The organism is Spartinivicinus marinus (assembly GCF_026309355.1).
GTDB lineage: Bacteria > Pseudomonadota > Gammaproteobacteria > Pseudomonadales > Zooshikellaceae > Spartinivicinus > Spartinivicinus marinus.
Map to the genome: position 1 here is coordinate 543,188 of NZ_JAPJZK010000001.1, position 17,458 is coordinate 560,645.

At 40.2% G+C, this 17,458-nt stretch carries 18 protein-coding genes; 12 read left to right on the forward strand and 6 right to left on the reverse strand.

Annotation, left to right across the window (positions count from 1 at the left end):
* Positions 1–60 precede the first annotated feature (60 nt).
* The 12 genes from OQE68_RS02530 to OQE68_RS02585 all read left to right on the forward strand — a co-directional run bounded on the left by OQE68_RS02530 (position 61) and on the right by OQE68_RS02585 (position 12,378).
* The gene (locus tag OQE68_RS02530) at positions 61–1,461 is read left to right on the forward strand and encodes a transposase (protein WP_266195417.1); all 1,401 of its coding nucleotides are present in this window, start codon (positions 61–63) and stop codon (positions 1,459–1,461) included.
* 58 nt (positions 1,462–1,519) lie between these two features.
* A complete protein-coding gene (locus tag OQE68_RS02535; protein WP_491899821.1) occupies positions 1,520–1,831 on the forward strand; it encodes a YfdP family phage-associated protein in 312 nt (103 codons plus the stop codon).
* A gap of 67 nt (positions 1,832–1,898) precedes the next feature.
* Positions 1,899–2,129 (forward strand): hypothetical protein, encoded by a 231-nt coding sequence (locus tag OQE68_RS02540; protein ID WP_180571716.1) that lies wholly within the window; start codon positions 1,899–1,901, stop codon positions 2,127–2,129.
* Between the two features lie 34 nt (positions 2,130–2,163).
* A complete protein-coding gene (locus OQE68_RS02545) occupies positions 2,164–2,337 on the forward strand; it encodes a hypothetical protein (protein ID WP_180571717.1) in 174 nt (57 codons plus the stop codon).
* Positions 2,338–2,376: 39 nt separating this feature from the next.
* Complete coding sequence (locus OQE68_RS02550) at positions 2,377–2,586, forward strand: hypothetical protein (protein WP_180571718.1); 210 nt, start codon at positions 2,377–2,379, stop codon at positions 2,584–2,586.
* Positions 2,587–2,778, forward strand: a complete 192-nt coding sequence (locus OQE68_RS02555; protein ID WP_180571719.1) for a phage integrase Arm DNA-binding domain-containing protein — start codon at positions 2,587–2,589, stop codon at positions 2,776–2,778.
* 127 nt (positions 2,779–2,905) lie between these two features.
* On the forward strand, positions 2,906–4,150 hold the full coding sequence (locus OQE68_RS02560) for an IS4 family transposase (protein WP_266195861.1): 1,245 nt from the start codon (positions 2,906–2,908) through the stop codon (positions 4,148–4,150).
* A gap of 20 nt (positions 4,151–4,170) precedes the next feature.
* Entirely contained in the window at positions 4,171–5,142 is a 972-nt protein-coding gene (locus OQE68_RS02565) for a tyrosine-type recombinase/integrase (RefSeq protein ID WP_180571720.1), read from the forward strand.
* 864 nt (positions 5,143–6,006) lie between these two features.
* Positions 6,007–6,246 (forward strand): hypothetical protein, encoded by a 240-nt coding sequence (locus tag OQE68_RS02570; RefSeq protein WP_180571812.1) that lies wholly within the window; start codon positions 6,007–6,009, stop codon positions 6,244–6,246.
* A 392-nt stretch (positions 6,247–6,638) separates the two neighbouring features.
* Positions 6,639–8,972: an RHS repeat domain-containing protein gene (locus tag OQE68_RS02575; RefSeq protein WP_266195454.1), complete on the forward strand. Its 2,334-nt coding sequence runs from the start codon at positions 6,639–6,641 to the stop codon at positions 8,970–8,972.
* 89 nt (positions 8,973–9,061) lie between these two features.
* Positions 9,062–11,890, forward strand: a complete 2,829-nt coding sequence (locus OQE68_RS02580; protein ID WP_266195455.1) for an RHS repeat-associated core domain-containing protein — start codon at positions 9,062–9,064, stop codon at positions 11,888–11,890.
* Positions 11,890–12,378, forward strand: a complete 489-nt coding sequence (locus OQE68_RS02585) for a hypothetical protein (RefSeq protein WP_180571786.1) — start codon at positions 11,890–11,892, stop codon at positions 12,376–12,378. The genes OQE68_RS02580 and OQE68_RS02585 overlap by 1 nt, the downstream gene beginning before the upstream one ends.
* A gap of 92 nt (positions 12,379–12,470) precedes the next feature.
* On the opposite strand, the gene OQE68_RS02590 is transcribed toward OQE68_RS02585, so the two are convergent.
* The 6 genes from OQE68_RS02590 to OQE68_RS02615 all read right to left on the reverse strand — a co-directional run bounded on the left by OQE68_RS02590 (position 12,471) and on the right by OQE68_RS02615 (position 17,253).
* Positions 12,471–12,848, reverse strand: a complete 378-nt coding sequence (locus OQE68_RS02590; protein WP_219340265.1) for a helix-turn-helix domain-containing protein — start codon at positions 12,846–12,848, stop codon at positions 12,471–12,473.
* Between the two features lie 282 nt (positions 12,849–13,130).
* A complete protein-coding gene (locus tag OQE68_RS02595; protein WP_180571785.1) occupies positions 13,131–13,454 on the reverse strand; it encodes a hypothetical protein in 324 nt (107 codons plus the stop codon).
* A 134-nt stretch (positions 13,455–13,588) separates the two neighbouring features.
* A complete protein-coding gene (locus OQE68_RS02600; RefSeq protein WP_266195456.1) occupies positions 13,589–14,524 on the reverse strand; it encodes a contractile injection system protein, VgrG/Pvc8 family in 936 nt (311 codons plus the stop codon).
* Between the two features lie 26 nt (positions 14,525–14,550).
* On the reverse strand, positions 14,551–14,754 hold the full coding sequence (locus tag OQE68_RS02605; protein WP_266195457.1) for a tail protein X: 204 nt from the start codon (positions 14,752–14,754) through the stop codon (positions 14,551–14,553).
* Positions 14,723–15,130, reverse strand: a complete 408-nt coding sequence (locus tag OQE68_RS02610) for a phage tail protein (protein ID WP_266195458.1) — start codon at positions 15,128–15,130, stop codon at positions 14,723–14,725. Before OQE68_RS02610 ends, OQE68_RS02605 begins: the two co-directional genes overlap by 32 nt.
* Positions 15,127–17,253 (reverse strand): phage tail tape measure protein, encoded by a 2,127-nt coding sequence (locus OQE68_RS02615; protein ID WP_266195459.1) that lies wholly within the window; start codon positions 17,251–17,253, stop codon positions 15,127–15,129. The genes OQE68_RS02610 and OQE68_RS02615 overlap by 4 nt, the downstream gene beginning before the upstream one ends.
* Positions 17,254–17,458: the final 205 nt, after the last annotated feature.

Sequence of the window (17,458 nt, forward strand, 5' to 3'; positions counted from 1 at the left end):
CAGACCAGTGATGGTGTAGTATATCGCGCTTGTATTTCAATAGCGACTTGATGACGACTTGTGTTGATTACCCCTATTCCCCATGTGATAAAGTTTGTTCAAACTCTAAACGACACCTTGACTGTTTCTTTTCAATCTCCTGGATTAAGTCGTATCCAGTGTCGCTGGTTAACTATTATGCTGATGGGAATTGGTGTCACTGGTGTATTTTGCTGGGCTGTTTTTGAGCGGTGTAGCTTAGGAGCATTCAAGCAGGACCAATTACGTTGGATGTTTTACCATAGTAAAATTGCCTGGTCATTGTTGTTGCAAGCCAGTGTCCGACAAGTACTCAATCACTATCATATTACGAGAGGAGTACTCATTTTTGACGATAGTGATAAAGTCCGCTCCAAGAGAACACGACGTATTAAAGGTGTGCATAAAATAAAACATAAAAAATCCGGCGGCTATGTTCAAGGGCAAGAGCTAGTGTTTATGCTACTGGTGACACCTGTAGCTACCTTACCGATTGCTTTTCGCTTTTATACACCTGATCCAGCGTTAAGTGCTTGGCGTCAGAAAAATAAAGCCCTAAAGAGGCTGGGTATTCCTGGAAAAGAAAGACCCAAAAAACCTAAGCCCAACCCAGATTATCCGACCAAACAAGCTTTAGCACTTGAGATGGTTGAAGCATTTTCATTGTCATTTTCTGATATAAAGATTAATGCGGTCATTGCTGATGCACTGTATAGCACAGCAGAATTCATGGATAAGGCTTCCATTGCGACGGGTGGTGCTCAAGTGGTGAGTCAATTACGCTCCAATCAACTAATCCTTTCCCAAGGAAAAAAAGTACGACTTACACATTACTTTGCACGCCAAACAGGCGTCGATACCAAGTTAATTATCCGAGGCCAAAAAACACAGTCAATCACCATGCTGGCGGCTCGGGTTTATGTGAAAGCCCATGGTAAAAAGCGGTTTGTGGTTGCTTTGAAATATGAGGGAGAAAAAAATTATCGATATCTAGTGGCATCCGACATGTCCTGGCGGCATGGTGATATTGCTAGGGTTTATACATTGAGATGGTTAGTTGAGGTTTTCATTGAGGACTGGAAGCAACATGCTGGCTGGAACCGATTGGCCAAACAACAAGGCGAAGAAGGATCAACGCGAGGCGTGATCATGAGCCTGCTGTACGACCATATGTTACTGCTACATCCAGAGCAATCCGTCCGCCTTGAAAATAAGCAGCCCGGGCTTCCTGTTGGCTGTTTGACTGAGCGAATCAAAACAGAAGCCCTAATAAAAACTGTAGAAGCAGTTGTCACGGCTGATGAACCAAAACAGCAACTGAAAGCCTTTACCGCTGCAATAATCAGTGTGCTTCCTGAGCGCCGCTCGAAAAAGCATTTAGCGGGTTTAGATTTGGGCAAACAAGAGCCCACTGACTCATTAAAATACAGAGCGGCTGCATAAATAAATTAGCAGTTATGTCAACCTAAAAAAACTTCGGAATCGAGTATTCAGCAAAACCATTGCCGAGTTTAGTAAAGGCTGTCTAGACGCAGAATTAACCGAAAAGATATCCAAGGTGGTTAAAGCTGTTAGAAAAACTAGAAAGGCAGAGTCTATTACACTGCAGTTAAAAATCAATATGTTTGACTCTGTGGAAGAAGACCCCGTAAAAATAACACCAGTAATCAAATTAGTGGTTCCTGAGGAAGATCCACTGCAAGATGTTTTATGGTCCACAGCAGATGGTGATTTACTTAAACATGACCCGGACCAATGCGAGTTAGACTTATCTTCAATCGAGCCGCAAAAATTCAATAAACGGTTAAATTAATTTTTATTCGTTTAGCAGTTTGCAGTCGCTAAACCCTCATAACACTTTTAATGCTAAGGATAGAAAAATGAGCCTAAACACAGTAGAAGAAGTCGAATATGCATTAGCCAAACAAGTACCTGATATGAAAACTGGCTTTGTCATTAAAACCCACTACGGCAGCATAGATTTTAACGACATTATCGAATACAGAGGTCACGACGAACTTAATAAAATAGTTAATTGTATAGAGCGAGTGTTGGAGCATCGGCTAAGAATTTTAAAACTAGATATATGCTCGATTAACACTGCCAAATAATCCCCCAATTAAAAATAAATTAAGGAATAGAGTCATGAAGAAATGGAGGCCTCGCGAATGTGTGATTCGCATTGATATGAAGCACGATTATGACCTTATGAAAGCTTTTGGCAGGGCATACGCTGTCGGTCAGATGGAGGTTGCGGCATCGATAGCAAATCAGGCTATTTCAAAAATGATGGCTTCTGTAAAAAATAATAGCAATTAATTTTTTTCTTAAGCTAAGTTTAAATACAGGGTGATTTCCATGCAACTCGTTAAACTATCAACTTACCAAAAAGCAAAGTACCCCTTTGGCGATGGTCCATCAATGAAAACACTTCGTAAACAATGTATGGAAGGACTGTTACCAGGTGCCAGGAAAGAAGGGCGACTTTGGTATATAGATTTAGATGTAAATACTGCTGCCAGTAGTGACCCATTAGTTGAGCAAGTATTAAATAGTATAGGCAGGTAAATGGCTTCTCGTCCCAGAAAGAAAAAGGGGCTATGCCCCAACCTTTATGAATACAAAGGTGGGTATCGCTATAAACACCCCATCACAAAAGAATGGCATCCTTTAGGCCGGGATAAGCCCCGAGCCATAAAGGCTGCCCGTGAGTTAAACGCCATATTATTACCTAATCACGAAGCAATGCCATTAAGTTAAGAAACACCTGAAAGTATTCCTAATATCTTATATAATTATCACTACTTATTTGAATATTTTTTTATGAAAAAGGTTGACAGGATGAACTTTATCCCGCAAAGAAATTGCACAAAAAATAGCCGTCTTTATTTATAGCGATGCCTTTTGCCAACGCCATCGTCAAGACGAATGCAACTTTATTCGCAGCCGTAAGCTTACTTTCCCACATCTAGTCTTATTTTTACTGAATTTCCTTAAAGGATCAGCTGACGATGAATTAGATGGATTTTTTAACCTGCTTCAGGAAGAGGAAACTGACCAACCGTTTGTAACAAAATCAGCATTCACTCAAGCGAGAAAAAAACTTAAATACAGTGCCTTTGTCGAGCTGAATCAGGTATTTGTTGATACCTTATATGATAAAATAAAGCCTAGCCTCTGGAAGGGATTCCGTGTCTGTGCAGTCGATGGAAGCACTATTAATCTCCCTAATAATAAAGCACTTAGAGAACACTTTCAGCCTAAAGGTAAGGATAATCAACATCCTCAAGCACGGGCCTCACAACTTTATGATGTACTCAATCATGTCACCATTGACGCCTTGTTAAAACCACATAACATAGGCGAGCGGGCATTGGCACTCCAGCACTTACAGCATACACATCAGAATGATCTCGTACTGTATGATAGAGGGTATCCTTCTTTCGAATTATTTGCACAGCACCGAGAGCTCAACAGGCATTTCTGTGCCCGCTCTCCATGGAATTTATACAACGAAACGCGTGATTTCTTGAACTCTGGAAAAAAACAGCAACAGGTGACACTGACACCCTGTAGCCAAACCAAGCAACTGTGTAAAAAGCAAGGTATATCAGTACAGCCTATCAAAGTCAGACTCATTCGAGTAGACCTAGACAGTGGCGAGCCTGAGGTGTTGATTACCTCGGTACTTTCAGAAAATACTATCACGGCTGTAGAATTTAAAGCACTTTACCACATGCGTTGGGGGATAGAAGAAGATTACAAGAGAGTTAAGTGTCGTCTAGAAGTGGAGCAATTTTCTGGGCTCTCTGTACATGCAGTACTTCAGGACTTTCATGCCAAAATTTTTAGCAAGAACTTAACTGCTTTACTCGTGAATGAGGCTCAGAAGCAAGTAGGGCAAAACAAGTCACATTGTAAGCATCCATATAAAGTGAATTTTACACGTGCACTATCTAAGATGAAGGACAACATCATTAAATTGCTCGTTTTTTCCTATGATTATCAACGTTTCCACAGGGTAATTAAATGGATGGCAAGTTTTGCTGAAGCCGTTCGACCGAATCGTTCATTTGAGAGGAATAAAAAAGTGCGTCCACCATGTAGTATGAATAATAAAAGGACTCGGTGAGATAGAGTGGGCTTAACTTAATGACATTGAATCACGAAGTGGTTATCCGTAATGTATTGGGATTAAATTCTAGAAAATTAAAAGATGTTATTGAAAAATTCAAAGATGAAATATTACCAAATAAGGAGCTAAAACCCCGCTCTCTTGAAGGTATGATGTATCGTTTAAATAGAATTGAACGCGATATTGGGGACTGGGAATTACATAAAATTAATACACAAAAAATCGCTTTTTATTTAGATACGCATTTTAAAGGTGATTCTTACAAGCAACACAGATCAGTGCTTAGTCAGTTGTGTCGACTTGCCATGGTGAAAGGCTGGATGAAGGAAAACCCTGTTGAAGCAACTTTATCTACCTTTCAAGGCGAGATTATTAAAAAACAGCGATCTCGTTTAAACCTTGAACAATACCAAGCTATTTACCAATTGGCCGAGCCTTGGCTACAAATTGCTATGGATTTAGCTTTGATTACCTTACAAAGGCGCTCTGATTTATTGCAACTAAAATTCACTGATATTAAAGACGGCAGATTATATCTAATTCAAAGTAAGACAGAAAAACACGGGGATGCTGCGCGGCTATCGATTGGCATTGGTAAAACGCTTTTAGAGATTATACAGCGAGCCCGATCAACTGGCGTATTATCTCCACTACTGATTCATAGAAAGCCCATACACCGTGAAAGAAAACACTTAAATGCCAAAGAGCATTGGACGGCAGTAACACCCCGTTACCTTACAGATGCTTTTGTGACGGCCAGAGACAAAACTCATTTATTTTCTGACATACCCAAATCCAGTCGCCCCACATTCCATGAGATTCGTTCTCTCGGTGGGTATTTATACGAGCAACAGGGTTGGTCAAAAGCAAATGTACGCGCTCTGATGGGCCATACGTCTGAGAAAATGACAGAGCATTACCTACAAGGTCACGAGGAAAGGTGGACGTTAGTGGAAGCAGATTTAAAGGTTGATTGGAAAAGTGACTAAATGCTTACCGCTCCTCAATACGATTCTAAATATTTAATGGCGTAACATTACGAACAAGAACAGGTATTCAACCTTGTAATTATGGGCTTTATCAGAGAGGAAAAATTAGATGTCAGTTGCCGTTTAAGGCCTTAAAATTTGCTTTGAGTTTTGCAATATTTTGCAATTTTTTGCAACTTGCAAATGAGACTCATTATTAAAGGCTTGTAAGTGACTGATCTAGAAAGGAAAAATGGTCGGAGTGAGAGGATTCGAACCTCCGACCCCCACAACCCCATATATATCCTATGATCTAGTATAACCTATTGATTTTTTTGAAAAAAGCACCCTCTTGTCCTACACCCATTATAGCCATTATACCCCCTTATGAATCCTGGGCTACAAGGTGCATATTGCAGACATTCTGAGGTTTCGCGATAGGTAACACCTGTCGTGATTAAATTTCATCCAACCAAGTCAGTCCTATCCAGTCGAACAATACTACACCTCCCTACCCTATTTTCTTTTACTTCTCACCGGAAAGAGTCAGCCGAATACAGAGGCAAGCGAGTACAAATCTTATTCAGAATGAAGCAAGTCATAAGCATAAGTTGTCTCGCAAATCAAATATAAGACAAAGCTAATTTAGAAGTTAATACAAGCTTATAACTATTGATTATATAGGGTGATGTAAAATCAAGTTAAATTTGGTAAAAACAGGTTAAATTTAATAATTTCCGAAATTATTTTCTTGAAAAAAAAGTTATAAATACTCTTAAATAAACTGCTGTATTTCCACTAACGCTACGATATAATTAAGTTTTAAAGTCACTGCGTTGTACCCACACTTTAAATTCAGTTTTCCAGTTGGTAAAAGGATCAGCAATGCAGCAAAATGAACCCTGGTTGTCGAAGCTTATTGACTCACCAAAAACTGTAACTAATGAAACCGTTCTGACTACTATTAAGCCAAAGGAATTACTTAATGTTATTCATAACTTAGTAATTGAAAATCAAATTCTTAAAAAGGATAACCAAAACCTCAAGCGAGACAATTTAAAACTTCACAACGTTGTTAGCCAATGTTACCAAATTACTGAAATAACGCTTAATAAAATGAAATAGTCAATTCTTTAACGTACCAACAATAATTATAAGTTCTTATTTTTTTAGAGAGACATGTATGTCTTCCCTTGAATATTGGTTACTATTGAGCTGTAAGTAACCGTGTTTAGTCCTACCTATAGCCACATCATATAGCAGGCCCAATATTGGGTTAGCTTTCCTTTCCTATTCAATTTTTACGCTATCTGTCAAGCTTAGTTGGGTGGTATTTTCTACGTAGTTACCGAGCAATAATAACTTGCGCTAATCGTGGTTTGGCTTGCTTATCATTGAATTTGATAAACGCGATTTAAATTTGATTTTGATTTTGTTGTGGGTAAAAATTGACCGAATTTGTTTCGGTACTTCGATCGTAATTGTTCCTCTATTTCAATACATGGGCAAGGGTTTAAATGAAGAATAAGCTGTTTTTCTTAGCTGGGATGGGATCATTAGTCATTTCCACTTCAGTTTTATCTGATATTGTTTGGACCGCACCAGGTCATCCAAGTGACCCTCTGTTAAAACCTGGTGAAAGCCATTCCCAGTATGGAGCAACTCCTATAGAAGCTTGTAAGAAAGCGGTGGCATCATATAATCGAGTTCAACCGCTTGCCAATCGAGCTCCTACTTACTTTGTGGAAGAGATTGCTTTTAAATCACCTTACTGGGGAAATTGTGTCAATAGATACAACAAAAGTAGCTCTAGTACTTGGTTGCTTCCATTGTCAGCGATAAGTAGAGACTGTGGAGAAGCTGAGTACCTTGATGATAAGGCAATGGCTTGTATTAATAAAAATGCACAACCACAAGTTTGTGCAGGAAACCCGGTTAATATTGCTACTGGCAATAAAATTCAATGGTTTACTGATTTAGCTCTATCTCATCTAAAAGTAAAACGCCTTTATCTTCAAGTAGGTACTTTAAGCAAATGGTATTTTAGTTTTCAGCGTACCTTGAATGTTTTTAAATATAATAATGATTTAGTTGCCCATATCACTAGAGATAGTGGCCAAGAAATTGTTCTATATCAGCAAGATGGCACATGGCAGGATGATGATGCTAGTGGTTACCAAGTTAAAACATTAGATGATAGTGGTCAATATCAATTATTAACACCTTCAAATGCTACAGAGACATACGATAATCAAGGTCGTTTAATTAAAGTTGAGTTTCCCTCACAGCAGGCTATGGAGTTGGCTTATGAGGATAATAAGATAGTTATTAGTCAAGGAAATATATCAGTTAACTATCACCTGAATGATAAACACCAAATTACTAGTATTGAAAGTGGAAGTTTAGTTCGTAACTATCAATATGATGAGCAAGGCCGATTAAGTGGTACTGATTTTAATGGTAAATATAAGGAAACCTACCATTATGAAAATGGACAGTTTCCGGTGTTATTAACAGGAATTACCAACGCTAACAATCAACGCTACGCTACCTGGGAATATGACTCAAAAGGGCGGGCAACAGTAAGTAAACATGCAGGGGATGTGGATGAATTTACCTTCAGCTATCCAGATGAAAACTCCACTACTGTTACTAATCCTTTAGGTAAGAAAACCACCTATCATTTTGAAGAAATTAATGGTTTCCGTAAAGTAAAGTCAGTTGAAGGTCATGCTTCAGCTAATTGCTTAGCAGCCAATAAAAACTACGAATATTTTGATAGTGGCTTATTAAAATCCAAAACGGATTGGCAAGGTGTTAAAACGACTTATCAATATAATGATCGTGGTTTAACGACCGAAAAGGTTGAAGCAGCAGGTACCCTACAAGCTCGTACAACAACAACTCAGTGGCATAATCAATTCTTTTTACCCATACAGGTTTCTGAGCCAGGTAAACTAACTACTTATCAGTACACGGAAGCTGGTCAATTACAATCAACGACAGAAACTGATTCAGCAGGAGTTGCAAGTAGTTCTAGTGGGGTAGGTAACGATAATAATGGTCTGTCGAGTCAACAGGAAGAAGCATCAGAAACCACTACCGATACCCCCAATACTGATGGTGGTAGAGCAACTGATGGGTTGGAAGTAGATAATGAAGCTACCCCATCAACAAATAACTCTACAATCGACTCAGATAATGATGGTTTTACCAATGCTCAGGAATTAGTATTGGGGAGAAATCCAAATGAAAAAGAAGAAGCAACAAAGGTTTTATTGGCCAACTCTAAACAAGACTGGACTACAGAAGGAAAGCAAGGATATAAAAACTGGTATTATGGTTACTTCGACTATAAAAATGATGAAGATAAGCATTATCAAACTGTAGAGTTTATTACACTTACCTCTAATTATTGGACTGGTACTAAGTGGGATTTAAATCAGAATGGTTCGCCGTTTTTAGAAGTTGGACAAGAACAGTTTATACCTAGTGGACCATATCCAGGCTTTAGAACTAATGAGCACTGGCCAATTAAGCGCTGGATTAGTCCTTATACTGGTACAGTAGAGATCAACTGGTTAGTTCATAAGGTAGTATCTAATAATGGTAATGGCTTTACTGGAAAATTATTTATTAACGGCAAACACTATGCTCAACAGCAGATCCAGGCAAATGATCATCAAGGTACAAATAAAACTCACCGAATTAATTTGAAAAAAGGTGATATTTTAGATTTTGCTATTAGCCCAGAAGGTAGTGATGGAAAGCGGAGTAATCATGGAGACTACGGCCATATTTATATTTCTATAGATGCATTGCCTTCAACAATGACAATTAATGATTCTTAAGTAACTTTGCAACATATTTTCATATTTTTAGGCAGCTTTCGCAGCCTAATCACAGATTTTTTTGTTTAAATTTTTAGAGTAATTTTAAAATGCAGTTTAAACAGACTTTATTAGCCGGGGCTTTATCGTTATTTATTTCCCCGTTAGCACTTTCAGGTGCAACTAGTACCACCAGTTACCAATACGATGATAAAGGCAATGTCACTCAAATTGATGGCCCGCGTACGGATGTCCAGGACATAACCCAATTTAGTTACAACGACAAAGGCCAACTAACTGAGGTAACTAATGCTCTTGGTCATACTACCAGCCTTTCTAATCACAATGTTTTTGGTAATCCCCAACAAATTACTGATGCGAATGGTACGGTAACTAACTTGTCTTATGATGAACTAGGCCAATTAACCCAATCCACTATTAAAAGTGCAGCCGGTGATATCACCACTCGCTTTGAATACGATGCCATTGGCCAACTGACGGCGGTTTATTTACCGAATGGTAGCGAACTTCATTATGAATACGATGGAGCTAAACGCTTAACGGCTATTCAAAATGGTTTAGGCGAGCGCATCGAATATCAACACGATAATGCGGGGAATATTACTAAGCAGGTCGTTAAATCCTCGACCGGCGCAGTAGTGAGCCAATTTAGCCAAGCTTATGATGAAATGAGTAGGCTATTAAAGTCTGTTGGCGCTAATGGTCAAACCAGCCACTTTGTATACGACAAAAACAGCAATACGACAGGTGCGACTAATCCCCGTAATTATAAAAGTGGCAATGCATATGATGCGTTAAATCGGTTGGTACAAAACACTGATGCATTAAACCAAAGCACGCAATTTAAATACGATTCGCAAGATAACTTAACCCAAGTCACTGACCCGCGCGGGGTGGCTACTACTTATCAATATGATGGTTTAGGCCGTTTGGTAAAAGAAATTAGCCCAAGCAGTGGTGAAACCGTTTATAGCCATGATGCAGCAGGCAACGTTACTCAAAAGGTAGATGGCCGTGGTGTTGTTACTAAATACAGCTATGACGCTCTAAATCGTCAAACCAGCCGGTCTTATCCTGCTAGCCCTGAGCTAAATGTTACTTACCTTTATGATAACACCAACGATGGCAGCAAAGGTATTGGCCGCTTAACTGGCATTCAGGACCAGTCAGGCTTAATTGCTTACCATTACGATGACCGTGGCAATGTCACCAAAACTATGCGCTCGGTAAGCCTTAATGGTAAAGATCAATTCTTTGGTGTGGCCTATGGCTACAACCTGGCTAACCAACTGACCCGTATTCAATACCCCTCTGGTTTAACCATCAGCTACCAACGCAATAGCAATGGACAGGTTAACCAAGTGACAGGCCAATTTAAGGGAAGCGATCAAACCATTAATTTAGCCAACAATATTGGCTATGTGCCGTTTGGCCCTGTACAACAATTGACGTGGGGTAATGGCAAAACCTTAAACCGCCAATATGATCAGGACTTACAGTTAATTCAGCAAACCGTACAAGGTATCCAAGAGCTAAATTACCAGTATGATCCAAACGGAAACATTACCGGCATTGATAATTTACTGGCTGAGCAAAACAACAGCTCATATGGTTATGATCCGTTAGACCGCTTAATCGAAGAGCAAGCCAACTACGGCCGTAAAACCTATGAATATGACCCGGTCGGTAACCGCACCAAGCGTACAACCGAAAAAGACGGTAAAACTGAAACGCAAAAATTAACTTATGCCGAAAATAGCAACCGCTTAATCAAGCGTGAAGAAAGCAATGTTAGCTATGACGGTATGGGAAATATCCAGAATAATGGTAATGGCTTACAGCTCCAATATGATGGTCAAGGGCGTTTAAAAGCAGTTGTTGAAGGTGGTACTACACAAGCCGAATATCGCTATAACGCGATTGGAGAACGATTAGTAAAAGTCTTAAATAACCAAACCGTTATTTACAGCTACGATCAAAACGGGCAACTGTTAGAAGAAGCTTATTACAACGCTACCAACCAGCTGTTCTACACCCGTAACTATGCGTGGTTAGGTACACAGCCGATAGCCATGTTAGAGCAATGGCTCAACGACAAAGGCCAAAGCACACAGCAACAAGTGGCCTATATCCACAGTGATCACCTCAATACTCCCAGGGTTGCCACCAACACAGCTGGCCAAGCCGTTTGGCAATGGCAGTCGGATGCCTTTGGGGTTGGCCGGGCCAATGAAGATGTTGATGGTGATGGCCAGAAGGTGGTTATTGCACTGCGCTTTCCTGGGCAGGTTTTTGACCCAGAGTCAGGGCTACACTACAACTATTATAGAACGTATGACCCAAATATTGGGCGGTATATTGAGAGTGATCCAATTGGGTTAGATGGTGGGCTAAATACCTATGCGTATGTAGGTGGAAATCCAGTTAATGCCTACGACTCTAATGGCCTTTTAGCACAATACGCTTTAAGGGGTGCTTTTAGTGTTGGTACTCGAATAGGTGGGGGAATTAACTATGTAATAACTGCAATAACTGGAGCGAGCTTAGGTGGTTTAATATATGAAGCTGTTAATGGTGATAGTACTGAAACTCAAGATAAGCCAGTAGATATTCCTCAAGAAAGCACTAAGGAAGAGTGTAAAAATGAAGATGATGAAGAGTGCTCCCCTAAAGAAGGAACTATGTGTTATGAACACAAGCCTCCAAAATTAAATAGTAGAGCTCATGCTGGCCACTTAGAAACTTGGCGAGTATTTCAAATGCAAAAAGTTAGAGGCGGTCCAGAAAAAGGGAAATGTTTTTGGAGATACCTAGGAGGCAAAATAGGTAAAGGTGTTCATACTAGCCAGCCTCAGAACATGCGACCTTGCTCTAGCTATCCAGGGTTTCAAGGTCGAGCCCCAAAGGGGAATAGGTAATGTCTAGGGTATTTATTGGATATGATTACAGGCTAAAGGCTAGCTCACCATATTTAGGTATTGATAGTAGTGTGTGTCTCCAGCCTGAATTTATTGATAAACCTAATAGCAAAGGAATTACTCCTTCTAAAACTACTAATGGATTAAATCTTTTTGATGAATTATTAGACGTCGAAATTCCTTTGGATACGGCTGTTTTAGCATTTGATGCCAACAAGCAAATCATTCAGCATATGGCATCGACATTTGGGCTTTATCATATGCTTGAAAAGAAAAATGATTTTCTTTTTTCTGCAGGGTTTAAGTTTATTGGTTTTGATGTTGTAGATTTATATACTCAGGAGACATTTTTACTTCATGTGGATACAACTGGATATTCTATTAATAGTTATGGTTTGATAGAAAAAGAATCTATGGCAGATGACCTGGCAAAAAGTATTAACGATACATACAAATATGACTCGGTAGGAGTTTGGTTAAAAATATAGCATTACTAAATTATCAGCAGTATTTTTACCAAACTATTCAAATGTGGTGTTAATACACCAAAACCCCAGCCTAAAAAACTGGGTTTTTTTGTTTATTTTTTAGCTGCTAACCGATTAGCCGTGTGTTGAAGAATTAAGCTATCAAGCACCTGCTTAGCGACTATTTTCTCGTCATCTGAGAACTGTGTAATTGCCTCAAATTGCATTCTAAAACCTTCTGATGGCCCACGCTCTTCCTCATCAAACAGCAGTGTATCTGCACTCACATTCAACGCTAATGCAATTTTACGCAAGACGTCTAACGAAGGTTGCGTTTCACCCGATTCATAGCGTTTAACCTGTGATAGATGAATTCCAATCACTTCAGCCATTTGCTGCTGGGTTAGCCCTTTTCCTTTTCTTACAGTCGTTAATCGTTTTGAAAAGCTCATTAATATTAACACCCTTAGTGGTGTACTGATGAGCTTCATATATTAACCCCCTAAAAATTTGGGTATTGACAAAGTAATCTAAACAGGAACTATAATAGTTCCTTGTTAGCATATTGACAAGATTTTAGAGGAAGTAGCAACGATGGCACGCATTGCAGATGAGGTGTGTAGCAAACCAAATTGCCATCATACTATTTACCAAATTATTGGTCGTACAGTTTGGTGGTAATTTGAACTCCTATTAATCAACAATATCAAGAAGCGCCAGTTAGTTATAATAACTGTGATTTTTGCTCTCTTTTATGAGCAGTCATTAATAAGCTACTTTTTACGGGGAAGATCAAAAATATTATCTAGTTTTTTGCTACGTGACTTAACGTTTTTTATTTTGCTAAGTAATTGAGGTGATATATTCCACTTTTCACCAGACTCAGCTAAAACAGTGATGGTTTTCTTATTGCATTTTACGACTATACCAACTTGCCGGCCACGGCCAGATGATTGAAAACTCACTTGATCACCAGTAAAAAACTGCATCATTTCCTTTTGAGTATGCACTGTATCTAAAAACTTAAGGCGTTCTACAATTTGTTGATTCAGTTTTATTAACTCTTCATAAGATAGAGAATCAATATCAATACTCATTTTGAGATTCCTTTTTTTCTAATACAGTGTGCCAGCTGTAATTAAGATATACAACACAGTAAAACATTCTACTCTGTTTGATTAGTTTGTTCCAGGTTTAAACCTCTGCCAAAAGCTAAACTATCGTAACAGCCTCATTTGATCAAACTAACACTCGTCGTATACCCCGAAGCACTTACAGAATGCTTTGCCTGCTTCACCACCCACCGGCCATCGACACCAGCCCTAACACCTTGAATAATTACAGGGCGCTCCGCTATTAATTCAGGGTTACCCACTACGGTTATGCTTAAACTGGCTTCTGTATCATTTAACCCACTTAACTTAGCTTTAGCGCTAGCCTTGGCTGCTTCCATGGTTGGATATACCATTTTAATAGTATAGATCGGTTCACCATTACCCACCTTGACATGCTCTGTCTTGCCCCCTTCAGCACTGTGATACTTAGCCATCACACTTTTATAATATTGTCTGTCAGGGGCTTTTAAATTCCATTTATTAATTTTAGAAATTGTTATTGCTGACAGTTGCTTACCAGTCGCTGTTTTGGTTTTTCCACGCTCAACAAATACCAAATGTTCCATCATAGGCTTAACAATTGCCCCATGATCTAACGCAATACGACTTAAAAAATTAATATCCGATTCTTCTGTCTGGTCTATATGGTCAATGATAATAGAGGTAAATACTTCTGCAATTTTAGGTTTCAACCCATTGTCATTAGCCACGGTGGTAACTATATCTACCAGCTTTTTTTGATGCCATGAGCGTGATTTAGGGCTACGGAGTTGATCCCGAAGGTTAGCGCCTTTGGCCTGAATGGTCATTTGGTTAGGAGGCCCAGAGAGTGATACCTCATCAATAATGAAGTCACCCATATGAATATTCTGGATGGCAACTGATAGCCTGGTGCCTTTGGCAGGGATCGGTAAATTACCTTCAGGGTCAGATAGCTTGAGGGTTACTCTATCTGACTTAATACCCGCTTCGTCGGTGAGTTCTAAGCTAATTAAATGTTGTTTAATATCAACGGCCAGATTGGCAATTAATACTTGATAATCAATAAGCACGGTTTATGACTTATAAGAATGGAAAGTTAAGACCAAAGGGTTTCTGCAGTCTGATTTTGAGGGGTTAGCGCTGGCAATAAAATATTAATTCCTGCTGCTAAAACAGGCCCCTTTTCTACTAACCCTGGATTAGCATCTAACACCTGCAGCACAAAACTTTCTTCACCATAATACTGCTTACAAATCCAATCCAGGGTATCACCGTCCTTTGTTCGGTATACTGTCGCCATAGTAGGTTATGCTCACGCTGAATTCAATCTTACGGCAAACGCCTTCCTTATCCGGGTAGGTGCCACTTTCACTCACTTGGGTGATACACCAATAGCCGAGTATTTCGCCAGTACCCGCTACCAAAATGAAGGGTGCACCTGTACCCGCCAGCTCAACCATATGAAGCAGGCTATCACGACTGCCATATTGGCCAGGGTACATGGTGCCACTTAAAGCCATCGTTCGAACGGTTTCCCCGGTATACTGCTGCTGTGGGTAGCCGCCTATGATATGCTGGCTTACCCATTTAAATTGCCATTGCTGACGAAGCTTTTGATAACTAGCGGTCTTGATAGAAAATATAAAATCACCCAACTTGAGTAGTGTATAGCTCATAGGGTAGCCATATCCGTATCGTATAAAACACTTCTCTGCCTGGCTTCCGCCTCTTGCTCACGCTCTTCTAAAGCATCCTTCACTTGCTGTGTGACTTCTTCTGCCGACATACCAGGGGCTGCATTGATGGTAATTGGTGCGTTTAGGTGGGTAGTAACATTCATATTTTTCTGCTGATTGATTTGCTGTAGCCGCTTTTCTATTTGCTTAGCATTAACACCTTGTGTCTCTTGTATCTGGGCTCTGCGTTGCTGCGTTCGCTGGTTAATTTTTCCGGCAACTGTTTTCTTTTCTTCCTCATCATCCCCCGTAAACCAACGCTTGATACCTTTTAGCTTCTCAATGGCTTTATTAATCCACTGAAACTTGCTGCGGAGCCAATCAATTGCCGGTTGCCAGACCTTCATGAATAGCTTTTTAGCTGAAAAACTAGAAAGCCTGTTTTTAATGTTATTTACCCCTGAGCTAAATGCATTAAGCACAGAATCCCAGAGGTTTCTAAAGTAGTCTTTAATCTGGTCCCAGTTAGCGATTAATAAACCTAGAGGTGTACTAGTAAAGAAGTAGTTTTTAATAGCCTCCCAGGCTACACCGAATATTGCTTTGACTCTCTCCCATAAGTTACCAAAGTAGTCTGTGATTGGTTCCCAATTAGATATCAGCAAACCTAGTGGTGTAAAATTGAAAAAGTAGTGTTTAATGGTTTCAAATGCTGAACTACAAGCATTAGCAACAGTATCAAATGTATCGCCTAAAAATGTGGATACAGTACTCCAGTGGGTAATAATTAATGTCGCACCAATCGCAATGGCTTTAATAATTAGGCCAACCGGATTGGCCATCATGGCTAGCCCAACGGCTTTTATTGCTGGAATAAATGCTATTAATGCAGACCCAGCTGCCAATACGGCACCCACTAATTTTACTCCAATTAAAGCAGCTACAACCGCTGCAATGTTTTTCCAGCCAACGGTTTCCTCAATAAAATGACTGACTTTACTAGCCACAGTAACGACGGTTTTGCCCAGGTTCCACATAAACCGACCCACACTCACTAATGAATCAGCCACTTGGATTAACACCTGATTAAAGCGAGCGCCGTATTTTTCATGGAAAGTTTTAAACTTAATCATCATGCGGGTAACCAAAGGCATAAACTTGGCACCCACTGATTTACTGACACTGCCAATGGTTAGTTTAAAGTCTAAAAAGGCGTCCTGAAAATCCTCGGCATTTTTGGCATCTTCTTTTGAAATTATATTACCGGTGGCCCTGGCGTCTTTTCTTAGTGCATCGAGCCCTTTTTTCCCATCCTTTAGCATATTCACCAACCCAACGCCTTCGGTATCGAATAGCTTCATCGCCAGTCGCACACGATCGGCTTTATTGGGGATATGCTTCATCGCTTCCGAGATATGCTCAAACTGTTCTTCAGGTTTCAGCGAGTTTAACCACTTAGCATCTAACCCTAATTCTTTGAGCGCTTTACCCGTTTTACCAATCCCAGCGGCGGCTTCCGACACCCGTCGTACCATCCGTTGGGAAGCCGTATTAAATTGCGCGGTAGACACCCCAGAACGCTCAGCCGCATATTGATATTCTTGGAGCCCTTCGACACTAAAGCCCAGTTTAGCCGCATGCTTGGCAATGGGGTCTCCTCGATCAGCCGTGGATTTCACCATGGCCAATAAACCACCTGCAGCCCCCGCTAAGCCACCAGCGGCCCATTTACCGGCGGTTTTTAACTGGCCAAGCCGTTGCATCCCTGATTGCTGAAGTCCTTGGAAACGGGCGGTACGCTGCAACTGTCGTTGGGTGCGTGCCAGGTTATTTAAATTGACTCCATAGCGTTGTGCAGAACGTGAAGCCCGCGACAAGGATTGCTCAGTACGCCGAATCGCATTGGCTAACTGCTGATTACTCCCACCCGCTTGTTGTTGCTGTTGGCGTAATCGAGCAAGACGCTGGCGATACTGATCCACCTGTCGTACAGCGGCTAGTTTTTTATTGGTTTCCCGGTAAGCTTTACCTAACCGACTGGCAGCAGATTCGGTTTTTTTAAATGACTTCGCCAGCGACTTATCAATATAAGCGCCAATCGCAATGTTGAGTTTATTCGCCATATACTCTTCGTGAATAATTTTTAGGGTTTGTTATCTGCATTCTTCAGCTCAGTCACTTATTTTTTTATAAGCTCCTTCGCTTCATCATTTGATGCCGCCCCTAAAAACGATTCCCTTTGATTATCATGGTTATTGTTTAGGAAGGGATTTGTACCAATCAAGGAGGTCTTCGAGGTCCATGTCTAACAGCTCTGACAGTGGGGTA

Excerpts from the sequence above, each read along its gene's own strand:
- OQE68_RS02540 (WP_180571716.1), top strand. The coding sequence starts at position 1,899 with ATGAGCCTAAACACAGTAGAAGAAGTCGAATATGCATTAGCCAAACAA.
- OQE68_RS02605 (WP_266195457.1), bottom strand. The coding sequence starts at position 14,754 with ATGGCGACAGTATACCGAACAAAGGACGGTGATACCCTGGATTGGATT.
- OQE68_RS02615 (WP_266195459.1), bottom strand. The coding sequence starts at position 17,253 with ATGGCGAATAAACTCAACATTGCGATTGGCGCTTATATTGATAAGTCG.
- OQE68_RS02565 (WP_180571720.1), top strand. The coding sequence starts at position 4,171 with ATGACATTGAATCACGAAGTGGTTATCCGTAATGTATTGGGATTAAAT.
- OQE68_RS02570 (WP_180571812.1), top strand. The coding sequence starts at position 6,007 with ATGCAGCAAAATGAACCCTGGTTGTCGAAGCTTATTGACTCACCAAAA.
- OQE68_RS02555 (WP_180571719.1), top strand. The coding sequence starts at position 2,587 with ATGGCTTCTCGTCCCAGAAAGAAAAAGGGGCTATGCCCCAACCTTTAT.
- OQE68_RS02550 (WP_180571718.1), top strand. The coding sequence starts at position 2,377 with ATGCAACTCGTTAAACTATCAACTTACCAAAAAGCAAAGTACCCCTTT.
- OQE68_RS02575 (WP_266195454.1), top strand. The coding sequence starts at position 6,639 with ATGAAGAATAAGCTGTTTTTCTTAGCTGGGATGGGATCATTAGTCATT.
- OQE68_RS02610 (WP_266195458.1), bottom strand. The coding sequence starts at position 15,130 with ATGAGCTATACACTACTCAAGTTGGGTGATTTTATATTTTCTATCAAG.
- OQE68_RS02585 (WP_180571786.1), top strand. The coding sequence starts at position 11,890 with ATGTCTAGGGTATTTATTGGATATGATTACAGGCTAAAGGCTAGCTCA.
- OQE68_RS02545 (WP_180571717.1), top strand. The coding sequence starts at position 2,164 with ATGAAGAAATGGAGGCCTCGCGAATGTGTGATTCGCATTGATATGAAG.
- OQE68_RS02580 (WP_266195455.1), top strand. The coding sequence starts at position 9,062 with ATGCAGTTTAAACAGACTTTATTAGCCGGGGCTTTATCGTTATTTATT.
- OQE68_RS02595 (WP_180571785.1), bottom strand. The coding sequence starts at position 13,454 with ATGAGTATTGATATTGATTCTCTATCTTATGAAGAGTTAATAAAACTG.
- OQE68_RS02590 (WP_219340265.1), bottom strand. The coding sequence starts at position 12,848 with ATGAAGCTCATCAGTACACCACTAAGGGTGTTAATATTAATGAGCTTT.